Origin of the sequence: Paenibacillus sp. HJGM_3 (assembly GCF_045062745.1) — a bacterium.
Lineage (GTDB): Bacteria > Bacillota > Bacilli > Paenibacillales > NBRC-103111 > Paenibacillus_AA.
On the sequence record NZ_JBJGED010000016.1, the window covers coordinates 152,551 to 171,387 of the forward strand.

An 18,837-nucleotide genomic window follows, 5' to 3' on the forward strand; every position below is an offset into this window, starting at 1 on the left:
GCTTATTCTCCTTTTTCCAGCAGCTCGGATTGGGCTTCCAGCGTCAATGTGGAGATGATCTCTTCCATATCGCCGTTCAGCACTTGATCCAGCTTGTGCAGCGTCAGGCCGACCCGGTGATCGGTCACCCGGCTCTGTGGGAAGTTGTACGTGCGGATCCGCTCGCTGCGGTCGCCCGTCCCCACCTTGCTCTTGCGCTCGCTGCCGTACTTCGCTTCCTCTTCCTGCTTCATCATATCGTAGATGCGGGCGCGCAACACCTGCAGCGCTTTGTCCTTGTTGGAGTTCTGGGACTTGCCGTCCTGACAGGTCGCCACGATGCCGGTCGGTACGTGGGTCACCCGTACGGCCGATTTGGTCGTGTTGACCGACTGTCCCCCCGCTCCGCTCGAGCAGAACGTATCTACGCGGATATCCGATTCTTTAATCTCGATTTCAATCTCTTCCGCCTCCGGCATCACCACTACAGTCGACGTCGACGTATGGATGCGCCCGCCCGATTCGGTCACCGGAATACGCTGGACGCGATGCGCCCCGCTCTCGAACTTCATCTTGCTGTACGCGCCTTTGCCCGAGATCATGAAGATGATTTCCTTGAACCCGCCCAGGTCGTTCAAATTGGCTTCGAGAATTTCCGTCTTCCAGCCTTGCGCATCCGCAAAACGGGTGTACATGCGATACAGGTCGGCGGCGAACAAGGCCGCCTCGTCTCCGCCGGCCGCTCCGCGGATCTCCACGATTACGTTTTTATCGTCATTGGGGTCTTTCGGCAGCATCAGGATGCGGATTTTCTCTTCCAATTCGTCCTTGCGCTGCGAGAGCTCCTCTAATTCCATCTTGACCAGCTCGCGCATCTCGTCGTCGAGCTTTTCATTTTGCATTGCGCGTGCCGCTTCATACTGCTCCATCACGGTTTTGTACTCCGAATAAGCTTCGTACGATTCTTGCAGGTCCGACTGCTCCTTCGAATACTCGCGCAAACGCTTCGCGTCGTTCGCCACATCCGGATCGCAGAGCAGCTCGCTCAGCTTCTCATAGCGGTCCGCCAATGCTTGCAAACGGTCTAACATGGATTCCACCTCCTGTTCATCCTAGCCTAGCTTCATTTATGTTCAGGGTCCTCTTATTATACGTTGAAACGGAAATGCATGACATCGCCGTCTTTGACTTCATAATCTTTGCCTTCCAACCGCCACAAGCCTCTTTCCTTCGCCCCGTTCATCGACCCGCTGCTCACCAGATCTTCGTAGGACACAACTTCGGCACGGATAAATCCTTTTTCAAAATCGGTATGAATGACGCCCGCCGCTTGCGGTGCCTTCATCCCTTTGCGAATCGTCCACGCCCGAACTTCCTGCACGCCGGCCGTGAAATACGTGTACAGCCCGAGCAGCTTGTAGGCCGCCCGGATGAGCCGGTTGAGGCCGGACTCCGTCAAGCCCAGCTCCGCCAGGAACATCTCCTTGTCTTCGCCCTCCAGCTCGGCGATCTCGGATTCCACCTTCGCGCTGATCGGCACGACTTCGGCCCCCTCCTGGGCGGCGAATTCGCGAACCAGCTTTACGAACGGATTGTCGTCGGCATTCGCCGCTTCCGCCTCGCTCACATTCGCCGCATAGAGCACCGGCTTCATCGTGAGCAGGTGCAGATCGCGAATCAGCAGCTTCTCTTCATCCGTCAACTCGACCGAACGGGCCGGCTTGTCGTTGTACAGCGCCTCCTTGATCCGTTCGAGGCACTCGACCTCTTGGGCCACCTTCTTGTCGCCGCCCTTCATGTTCTTGCGGGAGCGCTCAATCCGTCTGTCCACCGAATCGATATCGGCCAGGATCAGCTCGAGATTAATCGTCGTAATATCTCCGATGGGGTCTACCTTACCGGAGACGTGCGTGATATTCTCGTCCTGGAAGCAGCGCACCACATGCACGATCGCGTCCACTTCCCGGATATGCGAAAGGAACTTGTTGCCCAAGCCCTCGCCTTTACTCGCGCCCTTCACTAAACCCGCAATGTCCACGAATTCGAACGCGGTCGGGACGACCTTCTGGGGTACGACGATCTCGGTCAGCCTCTGCAGCCGCTCGTCCGGAACTTCCACGACCCCGACGTTGGGATCGATCGTGCAGAACGGGTAATTCGCCATCTCGGCCCCCGCCTGCGTAATAGCATTGAACAACGTCGATTTGCCCACGTTGGGCAGCCCGACGACACCGCATGATAAAGCCATCTATAGACACTCTCCTTAATTATCGCAGCTCATCTAATCTATTATACAGTAGAACCAAGGGAATGTCATCTTTCCAGACCTTTGAAACGATTGGGCAGCCGTTCATGATATCCACAAGCTTGCAAACCTCTGGATAGCAGGATGGCTCGGAAGAAATGGCCCCGTAATGCAACGATTATCCACAGGTTATCCCCAAAACGCAAGAGGTTATCCTCATTCCAATAGCTCATATCCACATTTCACTCACAGTTTTCCCCAGTCTGTCCACAACCGTTGTTAATATCCCTTAAGTAGCCGGAAAATCGGCCCTTGATTCGTCCCGCAATTTTGCCTGACTTGCTATTCGATCCGCCATCCACTACAATTACAAAACAAAACGGTGCGTTCGCCGCCGCGGCTGTTATCCCCATGTGGGTAGCAGTTATCGACATCAATCTCCAAGTTGTGCACAGACTTGTCCACAGCATGTTAACATCCAGAATGGATGTTCGGACTTATCCCCCTGTGGATGGCGAACGATAGGGATCAATGAGGGTATGAATCATGGACACGCATGAACACTGGATGCTGGAAGCGATCGCGGAAGCTCGCAAGGCGGAGGCGCTGCGGGAAGTGCCGATCGGCGCTGTGATCGTGAAGGACGGCGAGATTATCGGCCGCGGCCATAACCTGCGGGAGACGACATTCGATCCGACCGCACACGCGGAGATGATCGCCATTCGCCAGGCCACGGAGCACCTCGGCGCCTGGCGCTTGCTCGACTGCACGCTCTACGTCACGCTCGAGCCTTGCCCGATGTGCGCCGGAGCGCTCGTGCAGAGCCGGGTGAAGCAGGTCGTCTACGGCACGGCCGACCCGAAGGCCGGCTGCGCCGGGACGCTGATGAACCTACTGCAGGAGGATCGGTTCAATCACCGCGTCGACGTCGTCGCCGGCGTGCTGCAGGAGCCGTGCGCCCACCTGTTGACGAATTTTTTTCGCGGGCTGCGGGGCAAATCGCAAGGTCCCGCCTCCACATGAAACAGCCTCGTCCGGCATGGGACGAGGCTGTTCGTCTTTTATCGCAGGATGGCGTCAATCCGCTCCAGCTGCGAGGCCGTGAGCTGCTTGCCGGACGCCTGGACATTCTCCTCCAGCTGCTGCGGCGAGCTCGCCCCGATGATGGCGCTCGATACGCCCGGCTGGCGAAGCACCCAAGCCAGGGCCAGCTGCGTCATCGTTAGCTCCGCCTCCGTGGCCACCTGCTGCAGCTGCACTACCCGCTCCAGGTTTTCCTCGGTCAAGTAGCGGCTCAAGAGCTGGCTGCCGCGCTCCGTATCGCGGCGGCTGCCCTTCGGCACGTCCGTGACCGACTTGTACTTGCCGGACAGCACGCCCTGGGCGAGCGGCGAATAGACGACTTGCCCGATCCCCAGCTTGTCGCACGTCGGCAGGATTTCCTGCTCGATATCGCGCTTCAGCAAGCTGTAGGGCGGCTGGCTGGCTACAATCCGATCTAGCAGGTACCGATCGGCGAGATGCACCGCTTCGGTCATCTGCGCGGCGGTCCAATTGCTCACCCCGATGTACAGCACCTTGCCTTGCCGGACGAGATCGTCCATGGCGCGCAGCGTCTCTTGGATCGGGGTCGACGGATCGAAGCTGTGGCAGTAGTACAAGTCGATGTACTCCATACCGAGCCGCTTCAGGCTCGCGTCGCATTGCTCCAGAATGTGCTTGCGGGACAAGCCCCGGTCGTTCGGGCCTTCCCCCATCGCGCCCCATACCTTGGTCGCCAGAATGACCGACTCCCGCGGGTATGCCTTCAGCGCATCGCCGACTACCTTCTCCGCGTCTCCGCGCATGTACGCATTCGCCGTGTCGAAGAAATTGATCCCGGCTTCGTAGGCCCGGTGGATCGTGTCGATCGCCTGCTGCCTCTCCACATAGCCGCCATACGTCAGCCATGAGCCCAGGCTGATCTCGCTGACCTTCAACCCGGACTTTCCCAAATTGCGATATTGCATGTTTGTCGCCCTCCCATCGCCCGCACTGTCGCGTTCGCCGGTATTCGTCTCACGCCTTCTATTGTACCACAGCGTTCGTTGCTAGGCGGATGCTCCCCACAAAAAAGAAACCGCACTTTCGCACGGCTTCTCCTAAGATGGCATTTTTTTGCGCAATGTAGGCATATCCAGGATGGTGATCATCTTGTTGTCGACCGAGATCGTCCCTTCCTCCTGGAGCTCCTGCAGCACCTTCGTGACCGACTCGCGCACGGTACCGACCAGATTGGCGATCTCCTGATGGGTCAGCTTGACCGCGATCTGGGTCTGCCCCTGCTTCGTCTCTCCATAATCGAGCGACAGCTGGTAGACCGTCTTCAGAATTCGGGTCCGGACGTCCAGGAACGTCAGATCGTGAATTTGCTCATTCGCCTTGCGCAGCCGGTTCATCGTCACTTCCAACAGCTTCATGCATAGCGTAGGCGCCCGCTCCATACACTCGAAGAACGTAGTGCGATTGAGCGTGTAGAGGACGCTGGGCTCGAGCGTTTCGGCGTTGGCCGAGCGGGTGAAGCCGCGCTGCACGAGCGACATCTCGCCGAAGAAATCTCCGGTCCGGAACAAGGTAAGCGTAATTTGCTTCGTATTGTCGAGACGGTAGATCTTGACCGTACCGCTCTTGACCACGAACAGCTCATCCCCGGTATCGCCCTCGAAGAAGATAATCGAGTTCTTTTTGTACTTGCGTTCGATGAACAGCGACGAAATCATCATCAGCTCTTCATCCTTCAAATGCTGGAACAGCGGGACGTTGCGCACCAGGGCCGCAATATCTTTCATTACAGTTCTCTTTTCTGGAGAAGACGCTATTTACTGCCGACCGCTTCTCCTACTCGGGCAATCATTACGTTCAAATGCCGGGACAGATCGATCTCATACGGTTGCTTGAGCGGTTCGCCATAAGGGTTCCGCAGGACGCGAATGACCGGCCGATGCTTGAAATCGGTATTCACTTTGGAGACAATCCCGGTCTCGCCGGAGTTCAGCTCCACGCTCAGCCCGAGCGGGAACAGGGCGACCCGGTTGCGGAACTGTCTGACTTTGTTAATGTCGTACAGCGTGCCCGCTCCCCCGTACAGAATCTCGATCGCCTGATGCGGGAGCACCGCTTCCCGATGGGCTCTCGGGTGCGTCAAGGAATCGTAGGTGTCGATCATCCCGACCCATTGCGCGAACGGATGAATCTCGTCGCCCTTCAGCCCGTGCGGGTATCCGGTGCCGTTAATGCGTTCGTGGTGCTGCATCGCGACGTGGGCCACGGTGATCGGAATGCCCGCTTCATCCTTCAGCAACTTGAAGCCGTACTCCGTATGCTTCTTAATCTCCGCATATTCGAACGGCGTGAGGAGCGAACGCTTCATCAGGATTTCGCGCGGTACCTTCAGGTTCCCGATATCGTGCAGCAGCGCACTTAGGCTTAACGTGTCCAAGTCTTCGCCCGTGTAGCCTTCCACCATACCGAGCTTGGTCGCGTAGACGCACACATTGACCGCCTTTTGGATAAAATGCTGGTCATAGGCGTTTGACTGGAACACATTCATATTCATCAGCATAATCGTGTCTTGGTGCTGGAGATCGTCGATCACCATGCTGACGCTCTTGGAGCACAGCTTGAACAGCTGGCCGTTCGCCGTCTTCGGGTCATAGCTCGTACTGGCCACGCGGTCGAGTATATGAAGCAGCGAAGAGCGTAAGTTGACACGAGTCTCCTCACGGATGAGATCTTCGATAATAATATCATCGGTTTGGGCATCTTCAATATGAAGATAATCAATCCCCATCTTCTGCAGCTTATTGATCACACTCTGGGACAGCTCGTATTGATAGCCGACCAGGATTTGTCCATCGCTGTTGAAGATCGGTCTGCCTAATCTCATGCCGGGTACACACAAATGAGTGGGAATTAGGCGCATGGTAGTAGTCCTTTCTCCTTACCAGTATAATTATCAACACCCTGCCCACGTTCCGCGGCCGTCTTCTTCGTACGGAATATGGGTCCTAAGTATCTATGTCCTTACATTATCCCATATTTAGGCTTGTAAGCTCTGTGTATTATTTTACAAAAAAAATGTGAACTTTGACACCTCTTTTTAACCAGGAGCCCCAATAATTTCATTGGTTTGTCCTTGATTTAAAGCGATTTCATCAAAAATAGGACTTATTTCCTACTCCGGATTACAAACAGGAGTTCGGCTTTTGCCGCTTCTTCAAATATGCTATAATGATGTTTACTGCGTCCCCGTAGCTCAGTTGGATAGAGCGATAGTTTCCTAAACTATGCGTCGCGGGTTCGAGTCCCGCCGCGGGACGCCATCCACTATAACATGTTTGAAGCCCTGCCGCGCTGCAGGGCTTTTTGCTTTGTCCCCCGAATCCGGGCATACTAGAAGTAGCAAGCGCAAGACGATCCACAAGGAGAGGATGAGCTTCCATGACCGATCATGTTCAATTGGCTTACGAAGAAATTGGCGAGGAGCAGGCGCGTTCGCTCGTGCTGCTGCATGGGTTTTGCGGCAGCCGCGCCTACTGGAGCGCGCTGCATAAACCACTAGGCGCCCAATATCGGGTAATCATTCCCGACCTGAGGGGACACGGACAGTCCGGGGCGCCCGATGCACCGTATACGATCGATGCGATGGCGTATGATGTGGCGGCACTGATTCGGCAGCTGAGGCTCGAGAAGCCGATTGTGCTCGGCCACTCGCTCGGCGGGTATATTACGCTCGCCTTGGCCGAACAGAACCCGCAGCTGCTCTCGGGCTTTGGACTGATTCACTCGACCGCGTTCCCGGACACCGAGCCAGCCAAGGCGAATCGAGACAAAGCGATTGCGACCATCCGGGAGCAAGGCATCCGTCCTTTCGTCGATGGCCTCATTCCGAAGCTATTCGCCCCTGCACATCTGGCCTCCATGGCAGACCGTGTACAAGCCGCTGTTGAGATTGGGTACGGCACTCCCGCGCTCGGAGCGATCCATACTACACAGGCGATGCGGGATCGCGTGGATCGCAACCATGTGCTGCGTGAAGCGTCAGTTCCGGTTCTGCTCGTCGCAGGAGCCCAGGATCAGATCATCCCGGTCGAGAAGACGTTCTCCGTGCAGGGAGATCACATCACCCAAACGCGGCTGGAGACTGCCGGCCACATGAGCCTGATGGAGTCGCCGGACGAGCTCTCCGCCATCCTGCTGAGCTTCGGTCAGCGCGTACATGGATAGGATACGGTGCATAGAAAAGGACCCTTGCGGGTCCTTTTTCTGACGGTGGAGAATGTTCGATCAGCTAACCTTTCCTTCACAACCTCGGGCGTTGCTGTCAGCCAACAACGTTCAATGTGTTACAAACACCCTAACGTGCGTTTGGCACATCCCTCCGCTCTTTAGTACGAGGTATCACTAAGATCAATGAGTGGATATTCTGCTGAAGCATTCAACGGAACCACACCTCTCTTCGCACCGTCAAGGATAGTATGTCCGCGTTAGTCGTTCTTATGCGCCCGGCGTCCGCTGGGAATGTGCGGTTAGCCTTCTCCGTTGTTATGCCGGGAATGATTGGCCTGCTTCGTCTTCTTGGACCCCGACATCGGGACTTGGACCGCTCCGTCCTTGTCCCGTCGATTGGCTCGTCCGGTTGGGGGATTCACGGGCTGTGCGATATCTTTTGGCATGCGTTAGTCCTCCTCGCTGGATCGATTCGTTTATTCCTCGTGATTCAGTGCATCCTGGTGACGGCGATCATTGCGATCCTGCTGCCACTGCTGCGCTTGGTGGCTGTTCGCCGGCGTTTTGTCCAGATCCTTGACGACGTTGGATAAGTTTTTATCCGGTCCTTTGCGTTTGCTCATCGCCATGCCTCCGCTTACTTGTGGGTTAGATGGTGCAGCGCTTGCGCGCATTCATGGAGATGTCTCACGTAATCCTCCACCAGCTGCTGAATCGTCTCGTTCCGTTCGTCGATCGTCTGATTGGCCTTCTCGACATCAATCAGCTCCACCCGCACCTCTCTCGAGTCTACATACGTTACGCTGAAATCGAACGAATACATCGAATGGCCGGCCGATGCGATATGGACATGCAGCGAGGCTTCCCCTTCTCCCGGATGCACCTCGAATTTGTCCGATTGATTCAGCACGGTTGGCAACGTGGCGCTCCAAGCCTCCATCAGCTGATTTTGGCTCACCGGCAATGTTTCCGTTGGGCTCATGGGCTCAACACCTCCTCCATCTTAAAATGCCGAGGGCGTTGCGCTTTTATTCCCGCAGGATCGGCACAAATATAGGGATGCGGGCGTGAAAAAAGCGACCCCGAAGGATCGCTCTTTTGTGCATACGGAGAGGGTGGGATTCGAACCCACGGAAGAGTTACCCCTTCGCTGGTTTTCAAGACCAGAGCCTTAAACCACTCGACCACCTCTCCAGGTTGGCGAATGCTTGCCCGGCCACGCAATAGTGACAACCTGCATTGTACCACAGGCCCGGAACGCTTTCAAGAGCCGCCCAGAAAATACAAGCGGCTCTTGAGTCGTTGAGGCCGTTCTTACTTGGCCGTAATGCGTTCCAGCCCGTTCATGTAAGGCCGCAGCACGTCCGGTATGACGACACTGCCGTCCGCTTGCTGGTAATTCTCCAAGATTGCCGCTACGGTCCGGCCGAGGGCCAAGCCCGATCCGTTCAGCGTGTGCACGAACTCCGGCTTCGCCTTCGCATCCCGGCGGAACCGGATGTTCGCGCGGCGTGCTTGGAAATCCTCGAAGTTGCTGCACGACGAGATTTCACGGAACGAATCCCCGCTTGGCAGCCAAACTTCGAGATCATACGTCTTGGCCGAAGAGAAGCCGAGATCGCCCGTGCAGAGGCTCAGCACCCGGTACGGCAGCTTCAGCAGCTGCAGCACGCGCTCCGCGTTCTGCGTCAGCGTCTCCAGCTCGGCATAGGAGTCTTCCGGCTTCGTCAGCTTCACGAGCTCGACCTTGTTGAATTGGTGCTGGCGGATCAGCCCGCGCGTATCGCGGCCGGCGGACCCGGCCTCCGAGCGGAAGCAAGCGCTGAAAGCGGTATAGTATTTCGGCAACTCTTCCGCATTCATAATCTCTTCGCGGTGATAGTTCGTCACCGGAACTTCGGCCGTCGGGATGAGGAAATAGTCCGTCTCCGCGATCTTGAACACGTCTTCTTCAAACTTCGGCAGCTGTCCGGTTCCGGTTAAGCTATCGCGATTGACGATATAAGGCGGAAGCATCTCTTCATAGCCATGCTCGTCCGCATGCAAATCCATCATGAAATTGATAAGAGCTCTCTCCAGCCGGGCGCCATAGCCCTTGTAGAACACAAACCGCGACCCGGTCACTTTCCCCGCCGCTTCGAAGTCCAGAATCCCTAACGATTGGGCAATGTCCCAGTGCGGCTTTACGTCGAACGAGAATTTCGGCACCTCGCCCCACGTGCGCAGCTCCACGTTGTCGGACTCCGACTGGCCGATGGGCACCGATTCATGCGGCATGTTCGGAATAGCGAGCAGAATCTTGCTCTGCTCCTCATCTAACACCCGAATCTCATCATCCAGCTGCTTGATCGTATCCGACACTTCCCGCATCTCGAGAATGAGCGATTCTGCGTCATCGCCGGATTTCTTCAGCCGCGCAACCTCTTGCGAGACGACGTTGCGGCGGTTCTTCAGCTGGTCCGATCGCTGCAGCAGCTCTCTCCGACGGGTATCCACGCCTTCAAACTGCTTTACCTCCTCATTCGTCTTCCCTCTATGACGCAGAGCCTCTTCTACTCTCGCTCTGTCGGTTCTAAGCAGTTTGACGTCAAACAAAAAAAACCCCTCCCGTAAGGGACATAGTGTATGGAATATAATGTACTATACTCTACTCAAATATTCAAGAAACCCCACAACCAAGAAGCACCTGCCCGGCAGGGCCGGACAGGTGCTTGCCTTCGATTATCCTTGCACCGATGAGGCTTTGGACTGCTGCACCATGGTCGCGAAGTACTGATGCACCTGCGCATCGTCCGTCAACTCCGGGTGATACGACACCGCAAGCAAGTGCCCTTGCCGCGCGGCTACGATCTCGCCCTTGTACTCGGAGAGTACTTCGACCTCGGGCCCGACGGCCTTGATCAGCGGCGCACGGATGAACACAGCCCGGACCGGCTCGGAGATTCCCTTCACATCGAGCGTCGTCTCGAAGCTTTCGCGCTGACGGCCGAACGCGTTCCGCTGTACCGTCATGTCCATCAGCCCGAGATGTACGGGATTGTCGCCTTCGACCTGATTCGCCAGGACGATAAGCCCCGCGCATGTGCCGAACAGCGGCTTGCCCTGGGCTGAGAACGCCCGGAGCGCCTCTATAAAACCATAGTCGCGCATCAGCTTGCCGATCGTCGTGCTCTCCCCGCCGGGGAGGATGATGCCGTCGATGTCCGCGAGCTGCTCGACCTTCTTGATGATTACCCCTTCCGCTCCCGCCATCTCCACCATGCGGATATGCTCAGCGACGGCCCCTTGAAGCGCAAGCACGCCAATCTTCATTGTAGACCCTTCTTTCTATCGGCTTACCGGCCGCGGTCTTGCATCCGCTGGGACGCTTCCAGCTTGGAGATCTCGATCCCCTTCATAGCGGTTCCCAAGTTTTTGGACACTTCCGCGATCAGTGCGTAGTCGGTATAGTGCGTAGTGGCTTGCACGATCGCCTTCGCGAATTTCTCCGGATTCTCCGAGGTGAAGATCCCGGACCCTACGAATACGCCATCTGCGCCCAGGTGCATCATCAGCGCCGCATCGGACGGAGTCGCTACGCCGCCAGCGGCGAAGTTCACAACCGGCAGTCGGCCGTTCTCGTGGATGTACAGCACCAGATCGTAGGGAGCGGCGAGCGTCTTTGCTTCCACCATCAGCTCATCCTTCGTCAGGCTCTGGATGCGACGAATTTGGCTGTTGATGATGCGCAGGTGACGAACGGCTTCCACGACGTTACCGGTTCCCGGCTCGCCCTTGGTGCGCAGCATGGCGGCCCCTTCCCCGATACGGCGAAGCGCTTCGCCCAAGTCTTTGGCGCCGCAGACGAACGGTACGGTGAATTCTTTCTTGTCGATATGGTAGACTTCATCGGCCGGAGTCAAAACTTCACTCTCATCGATGTAGTCGGCTCCCAGCGCTTCCAGGACGCGAGCTTCCACATAGTGACCGATCCGTGCCTTGGCCATAACCGGGATGCTTACGACCTTCATCACTTGCTCCAAAATCGTCGGGTCGGCCATCCGGGCTACGCCGCCGTGCGCCCGGATTTCCGAAGGGACGCGTTCCAGCGCCATAACTGCAGTCGCACCAGCCGCTTCTGCGATTTTCGCTTGTTCGGCGCTCATGACGTCCATAATGACGCCGCCTTTTTGCATTTCGGCCATACCCTTTTTAACGCGCCATGTTCCAGTTTCCATATTGTGTTGCCCTCCTGATTTCTATTGCAGCTAAATGGCTGATGTAGTCTCGTCTTCTCTAAAGACTCATTCTACATCAAGGGGTACGTTTGCACAATAGCTTTTAGTTGTCTAAAAGAGGTTCTTGAGCCCGCTCGCAATCCCCGAGAATACGTCGCCGAAGAAATTTTTGATCGCCCGGAAAAACAACCGGAACCAGCTGCCCTTCTCCATATCTTGAGATGCGACCAGGTTGACCTTCTTCTCCATTCCGGCGTACTTGACCGTTGCCGTACCCAGTACATCGCCTGTCTTGATCGGCGCAGCCTTCATCTGATCGAGCCCGGCCGCCGTCACTTCGATTTGGGGCGCTTCACCCTTCTTCACGACGAAATCCACATTGCTCTCGGTGACGACCGGCACTTCCGTTTTGATACCCTTTTTGATCTTCGCGACTTTCATCGACTCCACTTCGCTCTTCGCCGCCAAGACCGGCTTGATCTCGTAGTTATTGAAGCCGTAATCGAGCAGCTTGCGCGTATCCAGGAAGCGCTGCGGTTCCGAAGGGGTATTCATCACAACCGTAATGAGCCGCATCCCGTCCTTAACGGCTGTTCCGGTAAAGCAGTAGCCGGCCTCATCGGTATGGCCCGTTTTCAACCCGTCCACGCCAGGGTACGTATAAGGCCTAAAGTTAATATTGTCTTTATTGCCCTCGAGCATCCAGTTCCAGTTGATCATCGGGCTCTTGTCCGATTCGCGGAATTTCTTGGAGGGTGTGCTGGAGAACTGCAGAATTTCCTTATGTTCATTGACGATATGGGAGGCTAGTATGGCTGCGTCTCGAGCGGTCATCATCGTCTCCCCAGTCGTATTGGCCGGCTGGTATTTGCCGAGATCCGCTCTGGATAGCCCAGTGGAGTTCACGAATTGCGCCTTGGGGTTCAACCCCATTTTCTTAGCGGTTGCATTCATCATCTCTACGAACTTGTCCTCGGAGCCGGCGACGAACTCAGCCAATGCAACCGTCGCATCGTTCCCGGAATAGATCGACATCGCCCCGAACAGGTCGCGTACCGTCGATTTTTCCTGGAAAGCCAGCAGGTCCCCGGATCCGATCACGTCCGCCGCATACCGGCTCGTTGTGACGACGTCCTCCCACTTGATTTTGCCGGACTTGATCGTTTCCATCACGATGTATTCGGTCATCATCTTGGACATGCTCGCCGGTGGCAGAAGTTCATCCGCATTCATCTCCCACAGCACTTGGCCGGTGGACGCTTCCATAATGATGCCGGCTTTGGCTGTCAGCTTCAGGTCGACCGTCTCGGCCGCCTGCGCTTCTGGAGCATATAGGAACACTTGCAACATGGATAAACTTAGCACACTGCTTCCGATGATTCCGAATACCTTACTTTTGTTGACTCTGCCTGACACGCCTCTCCCAACTCCCTACCATTAATCAAATAGTTTCCTATATTGTATCATACGGGGGAGGGGGACAAAAGTTAATCGACCGCATGGCACATTTTTACACGGCTTGTAAGCAAAAGAGAGGCGAGACCTCCCAATCGCGGGCTGTCTGCCTCTCCTTAATGCGCCATAATGCTCTTACATCGAGTAGTTCGGCGCTTCTTTTGTAATTTGAACGTCATGCGGATGGCTCTCCCGCAGCCCGGCACCGGTAATGCGGATAAACTGGGTATCTCGCTTAAGCTCCTCGATCGTGCGGGTTCCGCAGTAGCCCATCCCTTGGATCAGCCCGCCCACCAATTGATGCACCGTATCCTTGAGCGGCCCCTTGTAAGGCACCCGGCCTTCTATGCCTTCCGGCACGAGCTTGGATTCGTTTTCCTGGAAGTATCGGTCTTTGCTGCCTTCCTTCATCGCCCCGATCGAGCCCATCCCCCGGTATACTTTGAACTGACGGCCTTGGAAAATTTCCGATTCCCCCGGGCTCTCTTCCGTCCCCGCAAACAAGCTGCCCAGCATGACCGCATCCGCACCGGCGGCAATCGCTTTGGTGATCTCTCCGGAGTACTTAATCCCGCCGTCCGCAATAATGGGGACTCCGTACTTCTGAGCCACCGTCGCACAATCGTAGATTGCGGTAATCTGCGGCACGCCGATCCCGGCGATGACGCGAGTCGTACAGATGGAGCCTGGCCCCATCCCTACCTTGACGATGGAGGCGCCGGCCTCGATCAGATCGCGTGTCGCTTCGCCCGTGGCCACGTTGCCTGCGGCAATCGTCAGGTCCGGGAAGCTCGCGCGCAGCTTGCGTACCGTCTCCAAGATATTGATGTGGTGCCCGTGTGCCGAATCCACGACGATGAGGTCTACCCCGACCTTCACGAGCGCCGTAGCGCGTTCAATCGCGTCCTTGGACGCTCCGATTGCGGCGCCTACCACCAGACGCCCCTGCTCGTCCTTCGCAGCATTCGGGAATTGGATCGCCTTCTCGATATCCTTGATCGTGATCAGGCCCTTGAGATTGTTGTTCTCATCGACGAGCGGCAGCTTCTCGATCTTGTGCTTCTGCAGGATCAATTCCGCTTCCTGCAGCGTAGTACCTACCGGGGCAGTGACGAGGTCTTCCATCGTCATGACTTCTTTGATCTTGATCGAATAATCGTGCACGAACCGGAGATCCCGATTGGTCAAAATCCCGACCAGCTTGTTGTCCTCATCGACAATCGGGACGCCCGAGATCCGGTACTTACCCATCAGCTCTTCCGCGTGATACACGTGGTGCTCAGGCGTGAGGGAGAACGGATTTGTAATAACCCCGCTTTCCGACCGCTTCACCCGGTCCACTTCCTCCGCTTGCTGCGCAATGGACATATTCTTATGGATGATGCCGATGCCGCCTTCTCTCGCCATGGCGATCGCCAGCTTCGCTTCCGTGACCGTATCCATCGCCGAACTGATCAGCGGGATGTTCAATTTGATCTTCTTGGACAGCTGGGTGGATACACTGATTTCCTTCTGACCGAATACTTCGGACTTTCTTGGAATGAGCAATACGTCGTCGAACGTTAAGCCTTCCTTAGCAAACTTGGTTTCCCACACGGAAAATATCCCCCTCTGTCTTCTCAGCTGCATTGTTGGTCCCAAATATATTATTGCCATAGTAACAAATCCGATATGGAGGGTCAAGGCGAATACCCCCAATGCCCAAAGTTCCCAGCGACGTGTGTTTAGTAACTGCTTTGAACTCTCGTCCAAATGGTGAAAAACCTGCAAATGTGCAGTTAATTCTCCCTGTGGCGAAGTCGAGGATCTAACCCGAAAACACCTGCAACTTGTGCGGTTATACGGAAAGAGGCTGCTTCCGGTTCGAATGAACCAGGAGCAGCCTCTTCTTGTGCGCTACGGCCTTTGCTTGGCAACGTCCTACTCTCCCAGGACCCTTCGGTCCAAGTACCATCGGCGCTGGAGGGCTTAACGGTCGTGTTCGGGATGGGAACGCGTGGATCCCCTCCGCCATCATCACCAAACGTGTAGCTGTAGATACAGGGTTTATTCCCTGAAAACTGGGTGCGAATCGATAACGTGCGTCTTGTATGCTTGTGCCCTTTCGGGCATTATGGATAAGCCCTCGACCGATTAGTATTCGTCAGCTGCACGCATTGCTGCGCGTCCACCTCGAACCTATCCACCTCGTGGTCTACAAGGGGTCTTACGAATTGGGAAATCTCATCTTGAGGGGGGCTTCACGCTTAGATGCTTTCAGCGCTTATCCCGTCCGTACTTAGCTACCCAGCGGTGCCTCTGGCGAGACAACTGGTACACCAGCGGTACGTCCATCCCGGTCCTCTCGTACTAAGGACAGCTCCTCTCAAATTTCCTGCGCCCACGACAGATAGGGACCGAACTGTCTCACGACGTTCTGAACCCAGCTCGCGTACCGCTTTAATGGGCGAACAGCCCAACCCTTGGGACCTACTTCAGCCCCAGGATGCGATGAGCCGACATCGAGGTGCCAAACCTCCCCGTCGATGTGGACTCTTGGGGGAGATAAGCCTGTTATCCCCAGGGTAGCTTTTATCCGTTGAGCGATGGCCCTTCCATTCGGTACCACCGGATCACTAAGCCCGACTTTCGTCCCTGCTCGACTTGTAGGTCTCGCAGTCAAGCTCCCTTCTGCCTTTGCACTCTTCGAATGATTTCCAACCATTCTGAGGGAACCTTGGGGCGCCTCCGTTACATTTTAGGAGGCGACCGCCCCAGTCAAACTGGCCGCCTGACACGGTCCCCCTACCGGATCACGGTAGCGGGTTAGAACTCCGATACGATCAGGGTGGTATCCCAACGGCGCCTCCATGGAAGCTTGCGCTCCCACTTCTCAGGCTCCCACCTATCCTGTACAGATCGTACCAAAGTCCAATATCAAGCTCCAGTAAAGCTCCATGGGGTCTTTCCGTCTAGTCGCGGGTAACCTGCATCTTCACAGGTATTAAAATTTCACCGGATCTCTCGTTGAGACAGCGCCCAAGTCGTTACGCCATTCGTGCGGGTCAGAATTTACCTGACAAGGAATTTCGCTACCTTAGGACCGTTATAGTTACGGCCGCCGTTTACTGGGGCTTCGGTTCATAGCTTCGCCTTGCGGCTTACCACTCCCCTTAACCTTCCAGCACCGGGCAGGCGTCAGCCCGTATACTTCGCCTTGCGGCTTCGCACAGACCTGTGTTTTTGCTAAACAGTCGCTTGGGCCTTTTCACTGCGGCCCCCTCGGGCTATTCACCCTACCGAGGCACCCCTTCTCCCGAAGTTACGGGGTCATTTTGCCGAGTTCCTTAACGAGAGTTCTTCCGCGCGCCTTAGCATTCTCAGCCCACCTACCTGTGTCGGTTTACGGTACGGGCACCTTCGCCTGGCTAGAGGCTTTTCTCGGCAGCATGAGCGCCTGACCTTCGGTACTGTAATTTTCCCTCCCCATCACAGCTCAGCCTCAGATGCGCGGATTTGCCTACGCACCAGCCTTACTGCTTGGACGAGCATCCATCAGCTCGCGTCACTACCCTTCTGCGTCCCCCCATCGCTCATAACGGCTTACGGTGGTACAGGAATTTCGACCTGTTGTCCATCGACTACGCCTTTCGGCCTCGCCTTAGGTCCCGACTTACCCTGAGCGGACGAACCTTCCTCAGGAACCCTTAGGTTTTCGGCGGATCAGATTCTCACTGATCTTTTCGTTACTCATACCGGCATTCTCACTTGTATGCTGTCCAGCCGTCCTTCCGATCGACCTTCAACCCGCATACAACGCTCCCCTACTGCACACATACATGCACCCATAGCTTCGGTGGCGTGTTTAGCCCCGTTACATTTTCGGCGCAGAGTCACTCGACCAGTGAGCTATTACGCACTCTTTCAATGGTGGCTGCTTCTAAGCCAACATCCTGGTTGTCTGTGCAACTCCACATCCTTTCCCACTTAACACGCACTTGGGGACCTTAGCTGATGATCTGGGCTGTTTCCCTCTTGACGATGGATCTTAGCACTCACCGTCTGACTCCCGAGATTCAAATCTGCGGCATTCGGAGTTTGACTGGACTTGGTAACCCTTGGCGGGCCCCGCACCCAATCAGTGCTCTACCTCCGCGATTCATTCTCGAGGCTAGCCCTAAAGCTATTTCGGGGAGAACCAGCTATCTCCGAGTTCGATTGGAATTTCTCCCCTACCCCCACCTCATCCCCGAGCTTTTCAACGCTCGTGAGTTCGGGCCTCCAGTGAGTGTTACCTCACCTTCACCCTGGACAGGGGTAGATCACCCGGTTTCGGGTCTACGTCCACGTACTAATGTCGCCCTATTCAGACTCGCTTTCGCTGCGGCTCCGTCTCTTCGACTTAACCTCGCACGGGAACGTAACTCGCCGGTTCATTCTACAAAAGGCACGCCATCACCCATGAACGGGCTCTGACTTCTTGTAAGCGCACGGTTTCAGGTTCTGTTTCACTCCCCTCCCGGGGTGCTTTTCACCTTTCCCTCACGGTACTGCTTCGCTATCGGTCACTAGGGAGTATTTAGCCTTAGCAGATGGTCCTGCCGGATTCCCACGGGGTTTCACGTGCCCCGCGGTACTCGGGATCCGTCTCGGAGAGTGTACATTTTCGGCTACAGGATTGTTACCTTCTCTGATGGGCCTTTCCAGACCGCTTCACCTAATGTGCACTTTTCTGACTCCATGTGAGACGTCCCACGACCCCGGCGTACAAGTACGCCGGTTTAGGCTGTTCCGCGTTCGCTCGCCGCTACTGACGGAATCACTCTTGTTTTCTCTTCCTCCAGGTACTTAGATGTTTCAGTTCCCTGGGTGTGCCTCTGTCCACCCTATGGATTCAGGTGGAAGTAACCGCCTATTACGGCGGCTGGGTTTCCCCATTCGGACATCCCCGGATCAAAGCCTGCTTACGGCTCCCCGAGGCATTTCGTCGTTCGCCACGTCCTTCTTCGGCTCCTAGTGCCTAGGCATCCTCCGTGCGCTCTTAATTGCTTATCCGCAATGACTTCCGTTAGGAGGTCAATGTTAACAAGTACAAGTTACGCCCTAGATTGCTCTAGTTCTCGTTATCGTTTCGCTATCCAGTTTTCAAGGAACAAAGTTGCTGTGCCGTTTTGGCGGCAAGGAATATACTATCACATCGCCCAGCAGGATGCAACCCTTTTTCACAACAAATTTCGTTGCCAATCGACACCACTTCTGTTACCGGTTCATGTTTGTAGCTTATGGAATGATAGCCGCAATCAACCCCGGCATTATATGGATGAAAAGTTTCCTTCAGAATACAATCGCTAGAGGGTAAGCATAGAATAATAGAACACCGATGCATCTGCGTCAAAGCATAAAAAAGCCGAGCCTTTGCTGAAAAGCAAAGGCTCGGCTAGTGCGCTTGGCAACGTCCTACTCTCCCAGGACCCTTCGGTCCAAGTACCATCGGCGCTGGAGGGCTTAACGGTCGTGTTCGGGATGGGAACGCGTGGATCCCCTCCGCCATCATCACCAAACGATTTTTGCGGTTGAAGGATTACTCCTTCAAAACTGATCAACGAGGCGTGCAAGCGTTTTGTACCCGGTCCCCACAGGACCGGAGGTACTCCATAGAAAGGAGGTGATCCAGCCGCACCTTCCGATACGGCT

The 18,837-nt window shown here is 55.7% G+C and carries 15 protein-coding genes, 2 tRNA genes and 3 rRNA genes; 3 read left to right on the forward strand and 17 right to left on the reverse strand.

Annotated features, from left to right (window positions below; all coding sequences use genetic code 11):
- Window positions 1-2: 2 nt before the first annotated feature.
- Both prfA and ychF read right to left on the reverse strand, forming a co-directional pair.
- Window positions 3-1,070: a peptide chain release factor 1 gene (gene prfA, locus ACI5FR_RS18540; protein ID WP_405456956.1), complete on the reverse strand. Its 1,068-nt coding sequence runs from the start codon at window positions 1,068-1,070 to the stop codon at window positions 3-5.
- Between the two features lie 56 nt (window positions 1,071-1,126).
- The gene (ychF, locus tag ACI5FR_RS18545; RefSeq protein WP_405456959.1) at window positions 1,127-2,227 is read right to left on the reverse strand and encodes a redox-regulated ATPase YchF; all 1,101 of its coding nucleotides are present in this window, start codon (window positions 2,225-2,227) and stop codon (window positions 1,127-1,129) included.
- Window positions 2,228-2,770: 543 nt separating this feature from the next.
- On the opposite strand from ychF, the gene tadA reads away from it, so the two are divergent.
- The gene (tadA, locus tag ACI5FR_RS18550) at window positions 2,771-3,247 is read left to right on the forward strand and encodes a tRNA adenosine(34) deaminase TadA (RefSeq protein ID WP_405456960.1); all 477 of its coding nucleotides are present in this window, start codon (window positions 2,771-2,773) and stop codon (window positions 3,245-3,247) included.
- A 38-nt stretch (window positions 3,248-3,285) separates the two neighbouring features.
- Here the strand turns inward: tadA and ACI5FR_RS18555 are convergent, their stop codons facing one another.
- From ACI5FR_RS18555 to ACI5FR_RS18565, 3 genes are all read right to left on the reverse strand, one after another.
- A complete protein-coding gene (locus tag ACI5FR_RS18555) occupies window positions 3,286-4,233 on the reverse strand; it encodes an aldo/keto reductase family protein (RefSeq protein WP_405456962.1) in 948 nt (315 codons plus the stop codon).
- A 132-nt stretch (window positions 4,234-4,365) separates the two neighbouring features.
- Window positions 4,366-5,052 (reverse strand): Crp/Fnr family transcriptional regulator, encoded by a 687-nt coding sequence (locus tag ACI5FR_RS18560; RefSeq protein WP_405456964.1) that lies wholly within the window; start codon window positions 5,050-5,052, stop codon window positions 4,366-4,368.
- A 26-nt stretch (window positions 5,053-5,078) separates the two neighbouring features.
- Entirely contained in the window at window positions 5,079-6,149 is a 1,071-nt protein-coding gene (locus ACI5FR_RS18565) for an HD-GYP domain-containing protein (RefSeq protein ID WP_405456966.1), read from the reverse strand.
- Window positions 6,150-6,507: 358 nt separating this feature from the next.
- On the opposite strand from ACI5FR_RS18565, the gene ACI5FR_RS18570 reads away from it, so the two are divergent.
- Window positions 6,508-6,585, forward strand: a tRNA-Arg gene (locus ACI5FR_RS18570).
- Between the two features lie 118 nt (window positions 6,586-6,703).
- Window positions 6,704-7,489: an alpha/beta fold hydrolase gene (locus tag ACI5FR_RS18575; RefSeq protein ID WP_405456968.1), complete on the forward strand. Its 786-nt coding sequence runs from the start codon at window positions 6,704-6,706 to the stop codon at window positions 7,487-7,489.
- A 302-nt stretch (window positions 7,490-7,791) separates the two neighbouring features.
- Here the strand turns inward: ACI5FR_RS18575 and ACI5FR_RS18580 are convergent, their stop codons facing one another.
- From ACI5FR_RS18580 to rrf (ACI5FR_RS18635), 12 genes are all read right to left on the reverse strand, one after another.
- A complete protein-coding gene (locus tag ACI5FR_RS18580) occupies window positions 7,792-7,938 on the reverse strand; it encodes a small acid-soluble spore protein P (RefSeq protein WP_405456971.1) in 147 nt (48 codons plus the stop codon).
- A gap of 30 nt (window positions 7,939-7,968) precedes the next feature.
- Window positions 7,969-8,115, reverse strand: coding sequence for a hypothetical protein (locus ACI5FR_RS18585; RefSeq protein ID WP_405456973.1), 147 nt, complete (start codon window positions 8,113-8,115; stop codon window positions 7,969-7,971).
- A gap of 14 nt (window positions 8,116-8,129) precedes the next feature.
- Complete coding sequence (locus ACI5FR_RS18590) at window positions 8,130-8,474, reverse strand: hypothetical protein (protein WP_405456975.1); 345 nt, start codon at window positions 8,472-8,474, stop codon at window positions 8,130-8,132.
- Between the two features lie 125 nt (window positions 8,475-8,599).
- Window positions 8,600-8,686, reverse strand: a tRNA-Ser gene (locus tag ACI5FR_RS18595).
- A 120-nt stretch (window positions 8,687-8,806) separates the two neighbouring features.
- The gene (gene serS / locus ACI5FR_RS18600; RefSeq protein WP_405456976.1) at window positions 8,807-10,087 is read right to left on the reverse strand and encodes a serine--tRNA ligase; all 1,281 of its coding nucleotides are present in this window, start codon (window positions 10,085-10,087) and stop codon (window positions 8,807-8,809) included.
- A gap of 126 nt (window positions 10,088-10,213) precedes the next feature.
- Window positions 10,214-10,804 carry a pyridoxal 5'-phosphate synthase glutaminase subunit PdxT gene (gene pdxT, locus ACI5FR_RS18605; protein ID WP_405456978.1) on the reverse strand — a complete coding sequence of 197 codons (591 nt, stop codon included), beginning with the start codon at window positions 10,802-10,804 and terminating at the stop codon, window positions 10,214-10,216.
- A 23-nt stretch (window positions 10,805-10,827) separates the two neighbouring features.
- Entirely contained in the window at window positions 10,828-11,709 is an 882-nt protein-coding gene (gene pdxS / locus ACI5FR_RS18610) for a pyridoxal 5'-phosphate synthase lyase subunit PdxS (RefSeq protein ID WP_405456979.1), read from the reverse strand.
- 111 nt (window positions 11,710-11,820) lie between these two features.
- Window positions 11,821-13,125, reverse strand: coding sequence for a D-alanyl-D-alanine carboxypeptidase family protein (locus ACI5FR_RS18615; RefSeq protein ID WP_405456980.1), 1,305 nt, complete (start codon window positions 13,123-13,125; stop codon window positions 11,821-11,823).
- Window positions 13,126-13,299: 174 nt separating this feature from the next.
- Window positions 13,300-14,760: an IMP dehydrogenase gene (gene guaB / locus ACI5FR_RS18620; protein ID WP_405456982.1), complete on the reverse strand. Its 1,461-nt coding sequence runs from the start codon at window positions 14,758-14,760 to the stop codon at window positions 13,300-13,302.
- Window positions 14,761-15,071: 311 nt separating this feature from the next.
- Window positions 15,072-15,188 (reverse strand): 5S ribosomal RNA (gene rrf, locus ACI5FR_RS18625).
- Window positions 15,189-15,277: 89 nt separating this feature from the next.
- Window positions 15,278-18,198: ribosomal RNA gene (locus tag ACI5FR_RS18630) — 23S ribosomal RNA — on the reverse strand.
- A gap of 389 nt (window positions 18,199-18,587) precedes the next feature.
- Window positions 18,588-18,704 (reverse strand): 5S ribosomal RNA (gene rrf, locus ACI5FR_RS18635).
- Window positions 18,705-18,837 lie beyond the last annotated feature (133 nt).

Coding starts and splice junctions, on each gene's coding strand:
- prfA (WP_405456956.1), bottom strand. CDS start 1,070: ATGTTAGACCGTTTGCAAGCATTGGCGGACCGCTATGAGAAGCTGAGC.
- ychF (WP_405456959.1), bottom strand. CDS start 2,227: ATGGCTTTATCATGCGGTGTCGTCGGGCTGCCCAACGTGGGCAAATCG.
- tadA (WP_405456960.1), top strand. CDS start 2,771: ATGGACACGCATGAACACTGGATGCTGGAAGCGATCGCGGAAGCTCGC.
- ACI5FR_RS18555 (WP_405456962.1), bottom strand. CDS start 4,233: ATGCAATATCGCAATTTGGGAAAGTCCGGGTTGAAGGTCAGCGAGATC.
- ACI5FR_RS18560 (WP_405456964.1), bottom strand. CDS start 5,052: ATGAAAGATATTGCGGCCCTGGTGCGCAACGTCCCGCTGTTCCAGCAT.
- ACI5FR_RS18565 (WP_405456966.1), bottom strand. CDS start 6,149: ATGAGATTAGGCAGACCGATCTTCAACAGCGATGGACAAATCCTGGTC.
- ACI5FR_RS18575 (WP_405456968.1), top strand. CDS start 6,704: ATGACCGATCATGTTCAATTGGCTTACGAAGAAATTGGCGAGGAGCAG.
- ACI5FR_RS18580 (WP_405456971.1), bottom strand. CDS start 7,938: ATGCCAAAAGATATCGCACAGCCCGTGAATCCCCCAACCGGACGAGCC.
- ACI5FR_RS18585 (WP_405456973.1), bottom strand. CDS start 8,115: ATGAGCAAACGCAAAGGACCGGATAAAAACTTATCCAACGTCGTCAAG.
- ACI5FR_RS18590 (WP_405456975.1), bottom strand. CDS start 8,474: ATGAGCCCAACGGAAACATTGCCGGTGAGCCAAAATCAGCTGATGGAG.
- pdxT (WP_405456978.1), bottom strand. CDS start 10,804: ATGAAGATTGGCGTGCTTGCGCTTCAAGGGGCCGTCGCTGAGCATATC.
- pdxS (WP_405456979.1), bottom strand. CDS start 11,709: ATGGAAACTGGAACATGGCGCGTTAAAAAGGGTATGGCCGAAATGCAA.